Consider the following 18,322-nt stretch of genomic DNA (forward strand, 5'->3'; position numbering starts at 1 on the left):
TCGCTCGGAACGGGCAGGGCAATCATCATGTCGAGGAGCGACGCAGGTTCAGCTCATGCATGGCTTGCCGCTTGACGTGATCCGTCGTCGCCGGACTGAGTATCTTCCGTCGGAGGCTATCGACCGTATGGCCAAGGAACGGACGGGCGGATCGCCACCGTTCGCGAAGGAGGCGTCGTATCGCGCCCTCGGACGCCGAGGTCCCCTTGACTGCCTTCACGGCTTTCCTGGTCCGCGGCGTCTTTCCGTGCGGAACCCGCGGGCGACTTGCGATCGGCGCCTTGGGGGAGGGTTTTCTGGTCGTACGTGCACGCTGGGTCAACGAACGCTCCGAGGTGACGGGTCAACATCCGCGAGATCGCGGTTCCATGCCCTATGCCCCCGAAACCCGGTCGTTGTTGCGATGCGGGAAGACGGAATTTCGGTAGGGTAATTCATCGATCACGGGACCGCGTCGGAGGACCGGTCAGGCGGCACGTCGAAGTGGCCTCGATCGGATCACCCAAGTGTGAGCGATGCCAAGCGGACCTTTTGCCGGCCAAGACTTGCCGGGCGATCGTGTCCGTTCCTGCCGGACGTGTCCGCCGGGAGGAATCTTCGGTCACGGTCGACCTCGCTCGATCGGCGACGAACGTCGCCACCTGTTATGAGCTCGCTTCCCCGATCCGGCGTGTTCGGCCAAGCCACGCGACACCAGTTCCTGGCACGCCGCGCTGATCGCAGCGATCGTGATCGTGCTCGGATGCCCCGACCTGATCTTCAGCACGGAGGGGCTCATGAATTCCTCGCTGAGCGCGGCCAGGACCGAGAGTTCGCAGCCATTGAGCGGGCGCGCAGCGTCGCGAGGGTGTACCGTCTCCACATCGATTGCGTCCGACGGGCATCGACCCGCCCGACCCGCAGTCAGTGCGTTGCCCGGACCCAGGTCCACAGAGACCGAAGTCCTTTCAATCGAGGTCCTCGCGATCATACCTGGACCAAGCGGATGTTGTTGGTGTTGCCGGCCGTGTGGAACGGGATCCCGGCGGTGACCACGATGATGTCGTGCGGCGCGGCAAAGCCCTCATCCTGTGCGTGGTGGCAGGCTTTCGAGGTCATCTCCTCGTAGCTGTCGACATCCTCCGTCAGCACGCTGTGCGCCCCCCAGAGCAGGCTCAGCCGGCGCGATGTCCCGATATTCGGGGTCAGGGCCAGAATCGGGGAGGCCGGACGCTTGCGGGCCACGCGGGCCGCCGTCGTCCCGCTCGCCGTGTAGGCGACGATCGCGGCGGCGTGCACGGCCTCGGCGAGATCGGCCGTGGCGGTCGCCACCGCGTGGGGCGGCGTCTCCTCCTCGCCGGGCTCCAGAGCGGCCACGATCGAGTGGTAGAGCTTGTGCCCCTCCACGCTCCGAATGATCCGGTCCATCATGTTGACCGCCTCCACCGGATAGCGGCCCGTGGCCGATTCCGCCGAGAGCATCACGGCGTCGGCGCCGTCGTAGATGGCGGTGGCGACGTCCGAGGCCTCGGCCCGGGTCGGCGCCGGGGCGTTGACCATGGAGTCGAGCATCTGGGTCGCCACCACCACCGGTTTCACGGCGAGCCGGCAGGCCCGGATCAGCTCCTTCTGTCGCGCCGGGACGTCCTCGTGGGGGATCTCCACGCCGAGATCGCCGCGGGCGACCATGACGGCGTCGGAGAGCCGGATGATGTCGTCGATCCGCTCCAGCGCCTGCGGCTTCTCAATCTTCGACATGACCCCGGCGCGGTCGCCGATGATGCCGCGCGCCTCGATGACGTCGGAGGGCTTCTGGACGAAGGACAGCGCCACCCAGTCGACCCCGAGGTCGAGCCCGAAGGCGAGGTCGGCACGGTCCTTCTCGGTGAGCGGCGAGAGGTCCAGCAGCGTGCCGGGGAGGTTGACGCCTTTGCGGTTCGAGATCGTGCCGCCGGTGACGACCTCGGCGGTGATGGCGGTCCGCTCCGGCCCGGTGACCCGCACGCGCACGCGGCCGTCGTCGATCAGGAGTTCCTGGCCCGGCACGACGGCGTCGAAGATCTCCGGGTGGTGAAGGGGGATCGACTGCCGGTCGCCGTCGGTGCCCTCGAGGACGAACCGCACCATCTCGCCGGCCTCGAGCTCCAAGCGGCCGCCCTGCAGCGTGCCGATCCGGATCTTCGGCCCCTGCAGGTCCTGGAGGATGCCGATCGGCCGGTCGACCTCCCTCTCGAGGCTGCGGATCGCCGCGTGGACCTTGGCGTGATCGTCCTGGGTGCCGTGGCTGAAGTTCAGCCGGAAGGTGTCGACGCCGGCGAGGAACAGGGCGCGGAGCTGGTCCGGGGCGGAGCTGGCGGGACCGACGGTGGCGACGATCTTGGCGTGGCGGTGACGGCGCACAGGACGGTGGGACAAGCTGCTATTCCTCCGGACTCGGTTAGTGAATTTGAGGACTCGCAGGGAACGCCGCGGCCGTGACATGATCCCGCCTTGGGCTGGAAGACGCGGAACTTGTCTTGCGACCGGCAGGGATCGCCCAAGGCGCAGGCGAACCGGGCCGCGGGTCGTCGCCGGGGAGAGTACCGTCGCCGTCTACCGGCGTCCGCGACGGATGCGGATCCGGAAATACCCGGAACGCACGGGGCGGCACTAGGCCGCCCTCAACGGGATCGCCGGAGACGACCACGGAACCGTCCCCGAGCAACGAGGTGCTTAGATCGGCTCCGCTCAACTCGGGGAGCCGGCAAGGCCTGCTGCGCCCGCCGCCGCCGCGGCGGTGCGCGGCCGTGCTTGCCCTCCGGCCCGTTGGCGCAACACGCCGACATGCCAGGCCGGCGCTTGGAAACCCCAGCTTCCAGGGCGCCGTTCGCGGCTTACCGATGCCGGTTCGCGAGCCGTAGGCGAAGGCTTACGATCGGCCGTGACGCCCACGATGGCATCGATCATCAACGTCGCGGGCATCCGCGTTCCCCGACCTCACCTCATAGGGACGGTATCGCCCGGCTCCGCCGGTGGGGATCCCAAAGGATCGATATCATCTATTCCTTCCGGGAATAGGCGATCTTGGTGGAGGCCGCATGAACGCCACCAGCAGCCCTTGAGATGCGGGACGAGGTAGCGGATCAGCGCGTCCGCCTTGCGTGGCACCAGCTTGGGCGAAGGGAACACGGCATAGAGTTCCTGGTCGGGGAGTGCGTAATCCGCCATCACCGCGCGAAGTTCGCTAATGCGCAGCGCCGTTTCCGCGACGTAGCGCGGCAGTATCGCGATGCCCAAACCGGCACGGGCAGCCGACAGGAGGGTCGGCAGGTTGTTCGAGCGCAGGACGCCGTGCACCTGCGTCGCCTCGACGATTCCAACGTCGGCACGCAACGGCCAAACCGCGTCGCCCTGCACGCTGCTGTAGACGATGCAGTCATGGTCGCGGAGGTCTGCCGGGACCCGCGGGCACCCGCGTCTCGCCAGATAGCTCGGAGCCGCCGCCATCACCCAGGGATTCGCGCCCAGGTAGCGGCTGCCCAGAGAAGAATCGGCGAGCCTACCCATCCGCAGGGCCACGTCGACGCCGCGAGATATGAGGTCGACGTAGGCGTCCTCGCACGTCAGCTCGATGCGAAGACTTGGGTTGGCATTGAGGAACGGAACGAGCAACGGTCCGATCACCGCCTCGCCGAAGGCGACGGAGGTCGAAACCCGCAACGTGCCGCTCAGCTCCGCTTGGCGGCCCCGTACGAGCCCATCAGCCTCGTCGAGCTGAGCCAACACCGCCTTGCAGCGCTCGTAATAGGCCAGACCCAGCTCGCTCGGGCCGCCGCCGCGGGTGTTCCTGTTCAGCAGCCGCGCCCCGACATGGGTTTCGAGCCAAGCCACGTTCTTGGTGATGGTGGATTGGGACAAGCGCAAGTCCTCGGCGGCCTTGGAGAAGCTGCCGAGTTCGACGACGCGTACGAAGATGCGTAGGCTCGCGAGCTGATCCATGACGACCTAGAGCCGAAGCCGCTTCCCGCCTGGGACACCGGCGCGGCAATCCCATCGCGCGGAGATCGACCCGTGGTCCCAGAGCAGGGAAAGGACGCCGTTCGAGCGAGGCCGCGCTGCGTACCGCGTCGGTCGAGGACGCACTCTTCCACCGCCATCTGCGGAAAAAGGCCGCGATCGGAAGATCGGGACCGGACACTCGTCATGGCGCCGCACGGCCACGGTCCGACGCCGCGCTCCGGCCAGACCCCGACGGGACCGCATGCACCGCACCCGTATCGCCGTCCGACTCAAGCTCGGTTTCCATCGCTCGAAGGGGCGAGCCCCGTCGGCGCGTCGGAACTGTCGGGGCGAGGCGACTTTGCGACGACCGGGCTGCGGCCGACGATCGAGCCCGGAAGACCTTGCTCGATGGCGACGTCTTCGGGGATGTTCGCGGTATCTTGGATCGAGGCCCGTACGATGCGGAGCGGTGAACGATCACCCTCGGCGGCTTGGTAGACCAACCGCCCGCACTCGATCCCGGACGCGCGCAGCAGGCCGACATTCGAGAGCGCGTGGATGCACCCGTAGATGGTCGCTGGCGAGATTGACGATCCCGCTCTCCGCACCTCGGCATGAAGGTCGTCCACGGAGACGTGACGTTGACCTCCGCCGAGCAACAAGGTGCCGAGTGCCATGCGGTCGACCGTCGGATACAGTTCGAGCCGATCAAACATTTCCCGAAGCGCCTCCGACGGATCCGCTGATTCAGGCCCTTGCCTCGTCCAGGGATGCAAGCGTGGCGTGTTCGAGGAGGGATGCACGTCGGGTCCAGGCATCGTCCGGTCATGACCTTTTCGGCTCGACCGGATGTCGGGACCCCGCACCTCCGACCCCGTCGATGCGGCGCGACATGTTTCCCGCGGCTCGCATCCTTCCGAACGAAGGTTAGATCCGCGAACATCGAGACGGCCGCCGCTACCTCCCACGAGCTTGACCCCGCGGAGCGTGCGTCATCGGCAAAGAACCAAATGCCCCCATTCGATATACACGCCTTCACCATCGTCGGCCCGTAGACGAGGGTTCGGGTGCCGCCGCTCGTCCGCCGACGAGGACGCGACGGAAACCACTGCCGTCTCCGCCCAAGTGACCCGGCAAGATCCTGGAACCAAGCCGGCTCGAATTGAAAGGCCGCTAATTTGGACGCCGCGTTCTGTGAATTGAACGCGTCGGACGGTAGAGTCCAACCGATTCCCCAGGAATGCTCCGGGCGCCTCCAGAGGGTGATCGCGAGCAGCGTGACGGAAGGATTGGCAAGACGGTCGGGACCACTACGCACTCCCGGCGGACCCAAGAGCGCGCGGGCCGAATCGCCGCCGCATGATTCGAGAAATCGGCTTGCGTCGACCACGGTAACATTGGCGTCCGTGAGGCGGGTCAGTCGGCGGGTCTACGGGCGATCCTCGGTCGCACCGAAGCGCTACAGCTCGCCCTCCCCGGTCGGCCTCCCTCCATGAGGCGGCTGGTCGACACCGCTTGCGCCCGGGGCGATCGTCGAACGCCTCGAGACGAAGTCCGAAGTCGCACGGCGATCCGTATGAGCCTCGCCGGTGGTCAGTTGCCGGCGGACTCCGATCCGTGCGCTCCCTCGGATTCCTCTCGCAACTCGTCTTCGAGGTATGCGACGAAGGCCTTCACCTTCGGACTGATCGGACGCCGGGAGGTGTGGAGCGCCCATAGCTCCGTCGGCGGCCCTTCCAGGGCTCCCCAACAGGCGAGCCGGCCGGTCGCGACGTCGATGCCGACCAGGGAGCGTGGGAGCAAGGCCGCCCCGGCTCCTGCGATGGCTGCGTCCCGCTGCATCGGCAGCGACGACAGGCGCAGGACCGGTACGGGTTCGTAGGAACGGCGCGAGCAGCCGTCATGTATGTGCCAACACTCGCCCGGGCGAGGCGGCGACCGCATCACGCTCGGCAGCGGCGTCGACGGGTTGCCGACCAAAGGTTCGGGGCGAGTGGCATCGTGCGCCGCCACGAGCCAGAGGACATCGCGTAAGACGCATCGCCCGACCAAGCGTTCGTCCGGCTTAGGGTTCATCCGGACGACCACGTCGAAATCCTCCTCGACCGGGTCGACGGGGCGGTCCTCCGCGCGTATCTCGAGATCCACTTCGGGGAAAGCCCGGATGAAGCCGGCAGCCGCGTTCCCCAATCGCACGTCGGAGAAAAAGAGCGGCGCGCTCACCCGCAATCGGCCGCGGGGTCGGTCGAGGCCGCCGCCCAGCGCATTGCCGACCTCCGCGATCTCGCAGAGCAACGGGCCCGTGCGGGCGTTCAGTAGCGCTCCCGCTTCCGTAAGCTGCAGGTTTCGCACTCCGCGCTCGATCAACCTCGTCCCGAGGCTAGCCTCGAGATCGGCCACGTGCCGCGATAGCGTAGCCTTGGGTCGGCCGCTGGCCCGGGCCGCCCGGCCGTAGCCGCCGTATCCGGCGACGAGGTTGAAGTCGGAAAGCGCCGTGAGGTCCATTCACCGTCCTGATTTCAAGGTACCCGTCCGCGATCTCGCCGCATCTGATGCGAGAACCGGAGCGGGGGTTTCGAGATCGACGGCGGCGCTGCGCGGGATACCGCTTGCCTCGCGCGCCACTCGAACGCAGAGGCTGCGCGCGTGGCTCGGCCATTCCGGCGAAGACCATGGAATTGAACGCACGCGCACGCCCGATCATACCATCGGCTGCGCCCCCTGGCGAACGGGTCGAGGTCCGGCCCCCGTCTCGTACCGTACCGACTGCACTTCCTCGAATAGGACCGGACGACGCCGCAAACGGCCCATAGGCCGCCGGACCGGGAGCGATGTGCGTCTCCGGCCGATCGTCCGGCGACAGCGGATCCAGCCTTCGGGCATGCGGTCGCCGACGGGCGCCCGGCCGACGCTTGAGGTTGGCGGGATCGGGGCCCGAACTTCCATCGACCGCGAAATCAGGGCGGAACGCCGAGGTCCTGGAGCGCCATGTCCAAGTCCACGTCCAGGACGATGCGGGACAACGCGGCGCCCATCGGAGGCAGCGGGTCGCGCTCGGACAGGACGAGGCCGACGGACTGGCGATGCGCGGGCTCGACGAGGTCGCGCATGGCAAGGTCCGCCGTCCCGCCGAACAGGTGTCGGAAGGTATGCGGGACGATGCTGGCGAAGCCGCCCTGGCGCAGGTGCGCGCAGACCCCGAGGAACGAGTTGCTGGTAACGGCCGGCGTCAGCCGAAGGCCGAGGGAGGCGGCCAAGCCGTCGAGGATGCGTCGGTTCTGCATGTCGTCGCTCAGCAGGCAGAGCGTGCACCGGGCCGCGTCCGCCCACGTCACGGATTGCCTTGCCGCCAAGGGATGGTCGGCGCGCATGGCCAAGACGTAGCCCTCGCGGTAGAGCGGAACGCGCCGCACACGTTCCAGGGGCTCGTTCTCCAGATAGGTCAGCCCGGCCTCGATCTCGAAATTGTCGAGCGCCCGCTGGATCTCGCGGGACGAGAGCGAACGAACCTCGACACCGGCTTCCGGATGGGATCGTCGAAACCGGACCGTGAGGAGGCCGACCGCCCCCATAGCCGCCGGCACGACGCCGAGGCGGAGCACGCCGCGCAATCCGGCCCGCAGGCCGGAGAGGTCCTCGCGCAGGCTGTCGTAGTCGACCAGGATCTGCCGGGCCCAGGCGAGGAGGTGCTCGCCCTCGACCGTCAGGCCGAGGTAGCGCTGACTGCGAACGACGAGCGAGACTTGGAGATCCTCCTCCAGCTTCCGGATCGCGGCCGACAGGGTCGATTGCGTGATGTTGCACGCCTGGGCGGCGCGGGCGAAATGCTTCTCGCGGGCGAGGGCCACGAAGAAATGGAGATGTCGCGCCAACATCGAATGCCGCTTCCCACGCGTGCTGAACTAGTTGGCCAACCCCGTCGTCCGTGCGCTGGCCGTCAGAAGCATGCGCCCGAGGTCGGCAAGCCGATCGTGAGCGAAGCCGAAAGCCAAAGCCGTCGCCCCGACGCCGAAGATCAGCATAGGCTCTCCACGCTCGTCATCGTCCAGGGTGATGAGGTCGACGGGGAAGGGCCGGGCCGGCGCGTCGGATGGCTTCCGCGCCGATCCGCTGCGGCCGAGGGCCTGGCCGCCGAGGGCGATCAACAACGCAACCACGGATTATACGTCGTCGCGGCAAAGGACGATCTCGTTCACCTCGCCATCGTCAACGATGATCTGCAGGCGGATGCGGCTGCCGTCGCTGCTCGTATCGCCCGATACCCGCGTCACGACCGGCATGTGGCCATCCTTTCCCACCGATAAGGCTCACGGAGTCGACACTCCGTTCTCTGCGTGGGCGGCAAGCCCACCCAAGCGAATTCGCGCCGACCGTTATATTCGATGAAATACATCGATCAACCAGGTGGCCGCTGTGGACCGCCGGAGGGCGAGGGTTGCGGATCACGTTAGATCCGGCCGACGCCCCCCTCCCCCGCAACCGTTGCGCTTTAACCATCGGCGGTCGTCCATCGTGCCGGGACGAGACAGTTCGTTCCGTAGCCGAGCATGATGCATCTCATTCACGGGGATCGACGGCCGCACCGATTGACCTTCATCGACGAAGCCCGCTCGATCGACCGGAAGGACAGGGCCGTACGGCGCCGGGACATCGCCGACGGCTCGCCGTCAGCGATGTGAACGCCCACGAGGTATCGGCGAGCCTTTGAGAACGCTCCATCCTCCGTTCGGGACGAACTCGTCTGCGCCACCCGCTTTGACCTCGCCCGGCCGCTCCGTACCAGGGTGGCGATGCCGGGCCGGATCAGCGCCCGCTCGCCGGGACTGGGGCCTTGTGGGGCCCTCGACGACAGGTCGAACGAGGATGGCCGCAGATGGGGAAGATACGCCCGGCGTGGGCATCCTGGCGCCACTTCCAGCTGTCATTGGAGAACCGGGATGCCCATCACGAAGGGTCGGCACCCTGTCGTGGTCGACCGACCTTCGTCGAGACCAGACCGGAGGTCGCAGCAGGCATCCTGTGCCGAGCGCGTCGTGGTCAAGCTCGGAGCGTCGAGCCTGACCGACGCCTCGGGAAGCGGGCCGGCGCGCCGTCGCGGCACCGGAATGTCGAGGGATGAAGTCGCGGATCGGCGACACAACCCTTAGGTCACCTCGACGCGACACGATTCTCCAAGGCGGCCCCCTGTCGCTCGCAGATCGCAAGGCGGCCCACTGTCACGACGGTCGCGGCCATGCGTCTCCCCACAGACCGATCATGCGGCGGCGAAGGCCGCGACATGCTCATCGACCCGGTCCAACCCCGTAGCGCCAAGCCCGCCGTGGATCGCCTACGTGCTGTTCCCCCCAGCGGCGTACGTCCGAGTTTCCGGGCTTTCGCGGACCGATGACCCACCGTAGTTCTCGCGGGCTTGTTCGAACTGTTCGGGGCCCATACCTCGCCGCCGGGTGTGGACTCGATCAGCACCGGACGGCGACGATGGCCGGAGCGAAGGCCGAGGCGTCGTAGCGGGTAAGATTGTCTTATAACGTCGCGAGGTGTCGGAACTCCGTCCGGGCGGCGCAGAACTGCGCAACCCGGAGGGCCGCTCAGCTCGGGACATCGATACCGCACGGTTCGCAAACCACCCAAGCCGCCGCGCCGCGAAGCGCAGTGCTCATCGGTCGCCCGAAGACCCTGCCAGGGACCTCGGCGCAAGTCTGACAGCAAGCGATCGGAGTGATACGACGCTCCGACCGAAGGCGGCTTCGATCACCGCACCGTGATCCCGGTGCGGGGTGATCCTGCCGGCGTACGCCAGCGCCGCCGGATCGCGCGATCCGGATCGACGACAATCGCCGTCCGGCCGCCGTCGGCGGGTGCTGGCCCCGCCGATGCGTTCGCGCCGCGACGGACAGGACCGAGCACATCGGCAGCCCCTCGGAAGAGAGAACGTCGCTCCCGCCATCCGTATCGACTGCCCGGCGTCACTCTAGGCCCAAATGTCGCCGTCGGCGCATCGGGGCGTCGAGGAGACCAATTCGAACATGAGATCCAGTTGTCGAAGAAACGCTTCGACGATCTCCCCATGGTAATATGAATAGACGGCCGCCGATGCCGGGCTGTCGATGGGCTTGAAGATGTTGAAGGCAAGCTTATCCGAATCGATTCGCGGCTTGAGCCATGCTTTGTCGACCCAACCATCCGCCACGTGAGTGAAGGCGGTGCCGTCCTCACTCTTGGCCCAGGTATATATCCGCTTCCACTCGTCGCGGTGTATCAGACGAGCATTGAATTCATCCAGCAAGGCCGCGGGGCGAGCCGTGTAGAAGTAGACAGCCATGATGTCACCTTAGGCATTGAGCTTGGCGGCAAACCGGACGGCCGCTCGCGGATTGAGCACGTCGCGCGATCCCGCATGGCGATCGGCACTAAGGACCGCCGTCGAATTCGCGTTAAGAGCGCACGCGGCACCATTGTCCAGCCCTTCGAAACCGAATCTGGGCCGCGCCCGAAGAACAGTGCCGAGCGCGGCATCGCCCGCGCGCGCAGGCGGATCGCCGCCTGGACCTTAAGGAACAAGGCTTCCGCCCGCTCCGGCTCCGCATCAAGGATGAACCTAGACAACGGTGGTACCGGATCGAGCGCAGGGTTTCAGTGCCCGTTCGATCGGACGAGCACTGGAGCGTTGCACCTCCACGCACTGACGACCGTCAGTTTAGGTGCAGCGCTACGCCTGCCAGGAAAGACTTCTGGTTGGCGCCGGGAATGAAGCGCTGATCAGCGCCGAATTTATTTTGATAGTAGTAGAACCCGACAAAGGCGTTCAACCGATTCGGCTGATTATAGATCAATTTTCCGATATCGAGAACCAAGTCCGTCCTGGACTGGAATTGGAGCCGCGTAGCGTTTCCGAAATCATCGTTTCCGCGCGGCCAAATCATCACGATGTATCCGTTCAAGCTGAGCGGGACGCTCTCGAACGGCAAGGGGATTCCGTAGGTCAACTCCAGCTCCGGGGCCCAGTCATAGACCGTCGTTCGCCTAGCCGGAATGAGCGCGTTGTGATTGTAGCTCTTGTAGGCCTGTGCCGCCAAGCTTACATATCCGGCCGGCACATCGAATGCCAAATTGATGCCGCCCAGCAGGTCGAGCTGATCGTTCCGAAACGATCGACTGTCCTTATCGTTGTTGAACCCGTAGGCTATCGAGACTTCCTTGATCAAGCCGGGTATGGCGAACGCTTTCGTCCCGGTCATGGCATTGAGGCCCAGCGTGCCGCGATAGACCGCGAAGTACTCTAGGGCGCCTTCGCCCGTAGGGATCGTATTAAACGGAAATTTATAGCCGGACGGGTCCTGGGATCCAGATTTGATAAAATCGATGTTGAAGAAATTCGTCCCGTATTCCCAGGCATTGGTGTTGGCGAACGTGATGATGTTCTTTGGTGCGCTGCGTCCGTCGATCGCACGTCCGGCCCCACCGGCGTTGCCGGGCTGCTTGGTGTCGGATTCGTACCGATAAGAGATCACGGAGTCCGAGAATGTGAAGAATGACGGGCTCGCCGGCGTCGCCGCCGCGTTTGTCGAAGGTTGAGCGCCGGGCTGGGTCGATGAGTAAGGATCGAATGCCGGCTCGATCGCGTACGCTTTCGGCGGAAGGACGACTCCTCCGAGGCAGATGGCAGTTGCGAGTACCGCCGAGCTGTGTTTTGACCGCCCCACCGTCATCTCCTGTCGCGTTCGTGGATCGTAAGGACCGGGATCGTCTTCGATCGCGGAGGACATGGATCGGGCGCAGCGCGGCTTCGATCAAATAGCCAAAAGGCTACGATCTTGGGCCTGGCCTGTGCTCGTTCAACGGAGGCCAGTGGGAGGCCAGGGCTGCGCATCGCGCACGAGACGATATGGCAGCCGCGAAGCCGGTTTGTCTTGTACAGACCTTCCGAGTCACGGAGGCCCGGAACCGCGGCTCCCTGTCCTTGCGTTCATCGACCGCGGAGCAAAACGAGCTTATACGTATTCGCGGGGCGATGACCGCTCGCCCTAGTCCGCGCCATCGCGACGGGTGCCCAGGTGAGCGTTGAGGGTTCAGGCGCCCTTGCCTGGATAGTTCAGACGGAATGCGTTGCCTTCCGGGTCGCGAAGCACGCTCTGGTACCAGCCGTAGTAGGTTTCGAACGGCTCCTTCACCAATGTAGCACCGTCGGTCTGCGCGGCCGCGACGAGCCTGCGCACCTCGTCCTGGCTCTCGAGGTCGAACGTGACGAGGTTTTTTTCGCCCTGTCCGCCGGGGCGTTCGAGCGACAGCATCTCGTAGGCGTCCAATGCGCTGAACCCGAGAGACGCTCCACCGCAAACGTAGCCGCGATACAACGGCGTGCGGCTCGCTGTGATCTCCTCGAAGCCGAATAACTTCGAGTAGAATTCGGCCAATCTATCGATATCGTGCGCAAATATGTTGACGTACGAAAGTGTGGCCATGAGTACTCCCCCGTTTTTTATTTAACCGCTTGTTGGTGGCGACGCGGAAATCGGCCCTGTCCACTGTCTCGATCGCACGGTCGCGGATCTCGTCCGGATGGCGAGCCGGCGCGCGGTCCAGCTTAATGCGACACGAAGGCGGACAGTCCGGCGCACGTGGGTGGTTCGACTTGGTGGCGCCACGGCGGAGGAATAGGCAGCACTGGACGCACGCCGATCCTCTCCTCAGATCCCAGACATCACACGATCGCCCGCACCTATAAATCCGATGCGGGCGATCCGAAGTCTTACTCCGCTGCCACCATCATGTCGGGATAAGTCCGGTCGCTTTCGATGACGCTGTTATACAACGCTTTTTTGAAGGCATCCTTACCCTGCTCAGAGGCCAGCTCGAGCTCTTTCATCCACTTACGGTACTGCATAGAGACCTTATCAGTCACAACTGAAATCTCGTCTTCCATGATTTCCTCAGGCCATTGAGATTCAATGACGGGCTGATCTTCCGCGAAGACGAGATTGTTGAAGGCTATATGCGGGTAATCCGGATCGCCGATGCTCGCATCACGAGCGAAGATCAAGAAGTTCTTAGTCCTCTTCGAGCTCACCGGGCATGAAACGTTGAAGAGTACGTGCAGAGTATTTCCAACATACTTCTGAACGGCCAGATTGATGGCGAACGGCATGCTGCAGTGGTACGTGAACGAACCGATTGGCGCCTCGTCGGGGACGTCCATGCCAGCGGGGGTATCGTAGATGAAACGGAACTGTCCGTTCACGCGATCCATCGGCACGATCGGCGGCTCGGCATTGTTGGGATCGAACAGCGTGCCCGGGTGAACGAAAGCGAAGTGGGAGAAATCGGTGAAGTTTTCCCAGCGGCGCGGCGCACTCGCCTCCCACCAATACGGCTCCTGCACCACGATCCTCATGTTGGGGTTGTCGGCGACGCTGAAATACGGGATTTCCGTGACGCCATACGAGCTGTCCAAGCGGACCCACACCAGTCCATACTTGATCTCGCAGTCGTAGTTATCGACCTTGGCGCGAGAAGAGATCTTTTGGGTGGGGCAGGCTGGCATGTGCGTACACTTGCCTTCCGCATTGAACATCCAGCCGTGATAAGGGCACTGGAGCTGATCGCCCTTGACCTTGCCACCCGAAAGCTTGGCGCAGCGATGCACACACTGATCTTTCATGGCGACGATCTTCCCGCCGAGGCGGGCCAGGACGACCTTCTGCTCCAGAAGTTCCACCGGCATCGGACCGTTGCCCGACGCGTTGGCGCTCTCGAACTCGTCGAGCGTGGCGACGGGATGCCAAAAGTGGCGGAGAAAGGACTCGTCTTTGAAGAGAGGGCGGGGTTCGGGCATCGAGGCGTTCCCTGTGCCTATCATTGCGCTCTGACGCTAACCCAATCTCAGTTCGTGGCGTTTCAGCCATCGGATTGTTGATCGCGCCTACCACCCAATTAGATTTTGGACAGTTCCAATTTGATAGGCCGAAATCTTAGACACACTGTCCTGATTCGTGAACACGCGATCGCTGCGTAATCTTCGGGCACGACATGCTTGATTGCAGCGCAAAAAACAAGACCGATGCTTTGCCGCGGTGCCAAAAAATATAGCATCCCGCCGCTTCCTGCATGCCCCCACCGGATTTGAATGCGAGCGGCCTTCGATGCTAGACTTCGTCCTCCGCGCTGCGGCGAGGCCGAGAGCTACTTTAAATGAGTTCCAAGCGCACGGCAGCCGCGTACATGAGCCATCGTCGGGCGGCTTATTGTCAAGCAAATACTTGAACAGAACGTAGCGCCCGGCTGGTGCCCTTTGCCATCAACCCCATCGTTGGTCGACTGACGCCGGATACCATCTCCCTACCGGGCACGCTCAGCGATCTTGGATCCGGCGACCAGAGCGGCCGCTCGTTCACCCCCCACGATCGCTTAGGTTCGATCACCGTCGATAATCGGGTCGGAACGATTGGTCGGGGAAAAGCCGCGATGCGAGGCGTCAACATCCGCGGTCCGTGCTCGTCCCACCCCAACTGCCCAGCTTGGCTGCCGCCCCCGCATCCGGCTTGCCGCGGTCAACGGCATGAATCCGATGCCAAGCGATACGGATTGCCCTCCGGCGATCGAGAAATGAAGGCATCCCGGTGTACGCGGGAGCGATCCGTATCGTGTGAAACGCGGTCGCAGAACGTCGAGCACTCACCTCGAAGCATGCCGAGAGACTGCAGCGGCGATTCCGTAGCGTGGTTTGAGACCGCCGAATAGCGGCTCGGCGCTGACCGTCCGCGTCCCGCCGCCGAGCCCACGTCGACAATGTAGCCCAAGCAGCGGCATGGACGCCGCACGATGGCGTCCCTCTATCCTGCGAGCGGCCGGAACCACCGCCTTGCATCGGGCCGCAAGCATCGACAATCGCCTTTTCGATGCCGTCCGCCTATGCCGACGAGCCCATCGACGTGCGAAACCTTTCGCGTCCGTCCCGGCCGCCGACCATCGATGATCCGCGCGGTCGAAAGTTCAAGCCATGGCGGCTTGACCCTCGCCAATCGCCGCAACGAGAGCCGGCGATTTGTCCGCGGCCGAGTCGCTCGACGCGAGCCCTCGACCGCAAATGGGCCAAGCCCACGACCATCCACTTTGAAGTCCAAGGCGGATTTACGGACCCAGCGGACGCCGGTGCGCCGCAGGAGTCAGGCCGGATAGATCAGGTCACGCAGTAAGACCTCGATCCACGATCGGGGACATCCGGCCATGTTCCTAAGTGGCCGTCCGCGCCATGCCGACGTTGGATCGGCGCTGCTTAGGGTCAGCACTATGCCCAAACATCTCCATCCGTGCACCGCGGCGTCACGTTCACCAGCTCGAAATTCAGGTCGAGATGATTCGTAAACGTCTCTATCAGTTCACCAAAATAATGAGCATAAGCTTTGACGGATACGTATCGATCCTCAGGCCTCACGATGTTGAAAATCAACTTCCCGTCTTCGATGCGTGGCTTCAGCCAAGCTTTGTTGACCCATTCCTCACCGACGTGCGTGTACGAAATACCATCCTCGCCTTTGGTCCATCTATCGATGCGACCAATCGACTCGCTTTGTCGCACGCGCGCGTCGAACGCATCCATCAATGCGCGTGGCTGATCGGTGAAAAAATAAGCTGCCATGTCGAAACCTTCAATGAAAATGTTGAACAGATGCGAGCAAGCAACGGGATGGCGCAATGTGAGCCGCACGTTCCACCGACACCGGGCGCGGGGTGTTGTCAAGGTCAGACCCGTGGACGCCATGTGAGGATTGGATCCGCGGCTCAAGTCGGCGTCTCGCACGCGGCGCTGGCCGGTACGGGGGCAACACTCGTCCCATTGAAATGCACGGCTGGTCCGGGACGGAAGGGGAACCGGGCACCCCGCGCCTGCGGAGCGCGGTCAGGAGCGTTCGTGACCGCAGAACCGTCCTCCGACACCTGGCTCACGGGACTGATCGCTGTCTCCCGATGCACGCCGCCGCGGTCCTGCGCCGGGTCGTCTCCGCCCGATCGCTCTCCCTTCGAGGCCGAGCGGGCGGCACCGGTCCCCTATGCGGGTCGCGTCGACGGCTTCCACGCCGTGCCGGCGGCCGTGTACTCGACGCGCTTGGTCCGCATCGACAACAGCCGGCACTCGGTCACGGCCTCCGCCCTCGGCCGGCCAGTCGAGGTGCGCGCCTATGCCGAGCGGGTCGAGACTCGCCGGGACCGGCGCATCGTCGGCGAGCATGCCCGCGTCTCCGGCCGCAACCAGACGGTTTTCGATCCCTGGCACTACGTCCCCGTGCTCGCCAGCAAGCCCGATGCGCTCAACGCCTACCTGACGCGGCGGCTCTGCGCGATCACACGGACGTCTTACGGGTCCGACGAAGCTCACCCGTGGCCTATCTACCCTGGCCCGATGCCCAGCGAGGTGCTGGCGGCCGCCGCTTGACCGAGCACCGGCACAAGGCGAGGGCGCAGGGCTTCCGGGGATCTCCACGCATGGTAGGGGACGGGCGACGTGATGTCGGCTTACCCAGCAGGCCACTACATCGTGGCGTGTCAGCTGCGCACGACGAAGCAGGCCAACCACGTCACGGCCACGCTAGACTTGGCGCTGACCGCCTCCATGCTCGACCAGATGGAGGCGGTGCACCGCCCACGCGTGCTGACCGACAGCGGGTCGAGCTACGTCGCGGGCGACCCGGCCGATCGACTCGGCAGCCACTGCATGCCCCCATCCGCGGTGCGTCGCGGCATCCTCAGACCCAGAGTAGGAACAAGCGCAGTGAACCGCACCCCGTTTTGACCGGACAGGCGGCATAGCTCACGAAGGCATAGGCGTTGGCCTATGGGTAAGGCTATGTCATCCGATCCGACCGCCCCGCCGGTGCACGGCGAGATCCTGACCGGCGTTCAGCGCCGACGGCGCTGGTCCACCACCGAGAAGATCCGCCTCGTCGAGGAGAGCCAGCAGCCTGGCTCGTCCGTGTCGTTCGTCGCTCGCCGCTACGGCCTCTCGCCCAGCCTGCTGTTCTCGTGGAAGCGGCGCATGCTGGAGGGCGGCCATCAGGCCGTGCACGCCGACGAGGAGGTCGTTGGAACCAGCCGGGTTCGCGAGCTGGAGCGGCGCGTGCGCGACCTCGAACGCCTGCTCGGGCGCAAGACCATGGAGGTCGAGATCCTGAAGGAGGCGCTCGACCTCGCGCGCGCAAAAAAACCGACCTCGCCGCTCAGCTCCTGGAGCGGTTCGACGGGCGGTTCGCGGTGAAAGCGGTCGCCGACACGCTCGGTGTAGCCCGCTCCCACTTGGCCGAGCGCCTGAATCGACCTGCTCGGCCGCGCGGCCTCTACCACAAGCCCGAGGATGCGCAGCTGCTGCCGACGATCCGCGCGATCGTCGATGCCCGCCCGAGCTACGGCTATCGCCGCGTCACCGCACTGGTGAACCGGGCCCTGCGCTCGCGCGGCGAAGCGAGCGTCAATGCCAAGCGGGTGCTGCGCATCCTGCGGGCGAACGGGCTCACCCTCGCGCCGCACACCGCCCGTCGTCCCGGCCGCACCCACGACGGCATCGTGGTGGCGTTGCGTTCGAACGTGCGCTGGTGCTCGGATCATCTCGAACTGCGCTGCCGGGACGGTGCGGTCGTCCGCGTGCTGTTTGCCGTCGACGCTTGCGACCGTGAAATCATGGCGTGGTCGGCGACCACGGCAGGCGTCTCGGCCGAGATGGTCTGCAACCTGATGATCGCCTGCTGCGAGCGCCGGTTCGGCGCGACGAAGACCCCGCACCCGGTCGAGTGGCTGTCCGACAACGGCTCCGCCTACATCGCCAAGGAGACTGCTCAGACGGCCGCCGCGCTCGGCCTACGGCTGCTGTTCACCCCGGTGCGTTCGCCGCAGAGCAACGGCATCGCGGAGGCGTTCGTGAAGACGCTCAAGCGCGACTATGCCCGCCTCGCCATCTTGACCGACGCCGAGACCGTGATGCGGCTTCTGCCGACATGGTTTGAGGACTACAACACGATCCACCCGCACTCCGGCTTGCGCATGCTCTCGCCTCGAGAGTACCTCAGCCGGACTGCCTAAACCCGCCCCGCTGCCTGTCCGGTCAAACAGGGTGCACTCCACGCAGGAAACACACTCCCAAGAATCACAGTCTGCTCGAAAACGCCTACCTGCACGGAGGGGCGGAGGGACGGATCGAAGCCATTGTCGAGAACTGCAACCACGTCCGCGCCCATGAGGGCTCGGGCAACCTCGCCCCGGCCGACGTCGCTGCCGGCCGAGGCGAGGACATCCTGTGCAATGGGGCTTGGATCGAGCGTCGGACCCAGAGCGATCGCCGTTTGCGCCATCAGGTGCAGGACGCACAAGCACCCAC

General features: G+C 64.9%; 12 protein-coding genes and 2 pseudogenes. 4 read left to right on the top strand and 10 right to left on the bottom strand.

All coding sequences use genetic code 11. The features are described 5' to 3' along the window. Positions 1–966: 966 nt before the first annotated feature. From pyk to MOTC310_RS24105, 5 genes are all read right to left on the bottom strand, one after another. Complete coding sequence (gene pyk, locus MOTC310_RS24085; RefSeq protein WP_331304101.1) at positions 967–2,379, bottom strand: pyruvate kinase; 1,413 nt, start codon at positions 2,377–2,379, stop codon at positions 967–969. A gap of 576 nt (positions 2,380–2,955) precedes the next feature. Further along, a complete protein-coding gene (locus MOTC310_RS24090; RefSeq protein WP_331303586.1) occupies positions 2,956–3,957 on the bottom strand; it encodes a LysR family transcriptional regulator in 1,002 nt (333 codons plus the stop codon). Positions 3,958–4,247: 290 nt separating this feature from the next. Then, positions 4,248–4,676, bottom strand: a complete 429-nt coding sequence (locus tag MOTC310_RS24095) for a transcriptional repressor (protein ID WP_331303587.1) — start codon at positions 4,674–4,676, stop codon at positions 4,248–4,250. A gap of 877 nt (positions 4,677–5,553) precedes the next feature. Then, on the bottom strand, positions 5,554–6,465 hold the full coding sequence (locus MOTC310_RS24100; protein WP_331303588.1) for a LysR family transcriptional regulator: 912 nt from the start codon (positions 6,463–6,465) through the stop codon (positions 5,554–5,556). A gap of 452 nt (positions 6,466–6,917) precedes the next feature. Next, positions 6,918–7,835 carry a LysR family transcriptional regulator gene (locus MOTC310_RS24105; RefSeq protein ID WP_331303589.1) on the bottom strand — a complete coding sequence of 306 codons (918 nt, stop codon included), beginning with the start codon at positions 7,833–7,835 and terminating at the stop codon, positions 6,918–6,920. Between the two features lie 96 nt (positions 7,836–7,931). On the opposite strand from MOTC310_RS24105, the gene MOTC310_RS24110 reads away from it, so the two are divergent. Next, entirely contained in the window at positions 7,932–8,264 is a 333-nt protein-coding gene (locus tag MOTC310_RS24110; protein WP_331303590.1) for a hypothetical protein, read from the top strand. A 1,667-nt stretch (positions 8,265–9,931) separates the two neighbouring features. Here MOTC310_RS24110 and MOTC310_RS24115 read toward each other — a convergent pair. The 5 genes from MOTC310_RS24115 to MOTC310_RS24135 form a co-directional block, all read right to left on the bottom strand. Next, the gene (locus MOTC310_RS24115; RefSeq protein WP_331303591.1) at positions 9,932–10,282 is read right to left on the bottom strand and encodes a hypothetical protein; all 351 of its coding nucleotides are present in this window, start codon (positions 10,280–10,282) and stop codon (positions 9,932–9,934) included. A 370-nt stretch (positions 10,283–10,652) separates the two neighbouring features. Continuing rightward, on the bottom strand, positions 10,653–11,726 hold the full coding sequence (locus tag MOTC310_RS24120; RefSeq protein WP_331303592.1) for a hypothetical protein: 1,074 nt from the start codon (positions 11,724–11,726) through the stop codon (positions 10,653–10,655). 303 nt (positions 11,727–12,029) lie between these two features. Next, a complete protein-coding gene (locus tag MOTC310_RS24125; protein WP_331303593.1) occupies positions 12,030–12,422 on the bottom strand; it encodes a VOC family protein in 393 nt (130 codons plus the stop codon). Positions 12,423–12,709: 287 nt separating this feature from the next. Further along, positions 12,710–13,792: an aromatic ring-hydroxylating dioxygenase subunit alpha gene (locus MOTC310_RS24130; protein ID WP_331303594.1), complete on the bottom strand. Its 1,083-nt coding sequence runs from the start codon at positions 13,790–13,792 to the stop codon at positions 12,710–12,712. Between the two features lie 1,452 nt (positions 13,793–15,244). Then, the gene (locus tag MOTC310_RS24135) at positions 15,245–15,718 is read right to left on the bottom strand and encodes a hypothetical protein (protein WP_331303595.1); all 474 of its coding nucleotides are present in this window, start codon (positions 15,716–15,718) and stop codon (positions 15,245–15,247) included. A 258-nt stretch (positions 15,719–15,976) separates the two neighbouring features. Between MOTC310_RS24135 and MOTC310_RS24140 the strand changes: the two are divergent. The 3 genes and pseudogenes from MOTC310_RS24140 to MOTC310_RS24150 all read left to right on the top strand — a co-directional run. Beyond that, positions 15,977–16,267, top strand: a pseudogene (locus MOTC310_RS24140) (Mu transposase domain-containing protein); the annotation flags it as partial. 219 nt (positions 16,268–16,486) lie between these two features. Beyond that, positions 16,487–16,725, top strand: a pseudogene (locus MOTC310_RS24145) (IS3 family transposase); the annotation flags it as partial. Between the two features lie 64 nt (positions 16,726–16,789). Beyond that, positions 16,790–18,027 (top strand): IS3 family transposase gene (locus tag MOTC310_RS24150; RefSeq protein WP_331303596.1). Its coding sequence is split into 2 segments (ribosomal slippage): positions 16,790–17,150 and positions 17,150–18,027, totalling 1,239 coding nucleotides; the frame shifts between segments, so codons are not numbered across the junction. The last annotated feature ends 295 nt before the right edge of the window (positions 18,028–18,322 follow it).

The sequence above is a fragment of the Methylobacterium oryzae genome (assembly GCF_036441375.1).
Lineage (GTDB): Bacteria > Pseudomonadota > Alphaproteobacteria > Rhizobiales > Beijerinckiaceae > Methylobacterium > Methylobacterium oryzae_A.

Excerpts from the sequence above, each read along its gene's own strand:
- MOTC310_RS24090 (WP_331303586.1), bottom strand. The coding sequence starts at position 3,957 with ATGGATCAGCTCGCGAGCCTACGCATCTTCGTACGCGTCGTCGAACTC.
- MOTC310_RS24095 (WP_331303587.1), bottom strand. The coding sequence starts at position 4,676 with ATGTTTGATCGGCTCGAACTGTATCCGACGGTCGACCGCATGGCACTC.
- MOTC310_RS24100 (WP_331303588.1), bottom strand. The coding sequence starts at position 6,465 with ATGGACCTCACGGCGCTTTCCGACTTCAACCTCGTCGCCGGATACGGC.
- MOTC310_RS24105 (WP_331303589.1), bottom strand. The coding sequence starts at position 7,835 with ATGTTGGCGCGACATCTCCATTTCTTCGTGGCCCTCGCCCGCGAGAAG.
- MOTC310_RS24115 (WP_331303591.1), bottom strand. The coding sequence starts at position 10,282 with ATGGCTGTCTACTTCTACACGGCTCGCCCCGCGGCCTTGCTGGATGAA.
- MOTC310_RS24120 (WP_331303592.1), bottom strand. The coding sequence starts at position 11,726 with ATGTCCTCCGCGATCGAAGACGATCCCGGTCCTTACGATCCACGAACG.
- MOTC310_RS24125 (WP_331303593.1), bottom strand. The coding sequence starts at position 12,422 with ATGGCCACACTTTCGTACGTCAACATATTTGCGCACGATATCGATAGA.
- MOTC310_RS24130 (WP_331303594.1), bottom strand. The coding sequence starts at position 13,792 with ATGCCCGAACCCCGCCCTCTCTTCAAAGACGAGTCCTTTCTCCGCCAC.
- MOTC310_RS24135 (WP_331303595.1), bottom strand. The coding sequence starts at position 15,718 with ATGGCGTCCACGGGTCTGACCTTGACAACACCCCGCGCCCGGTGTCGG.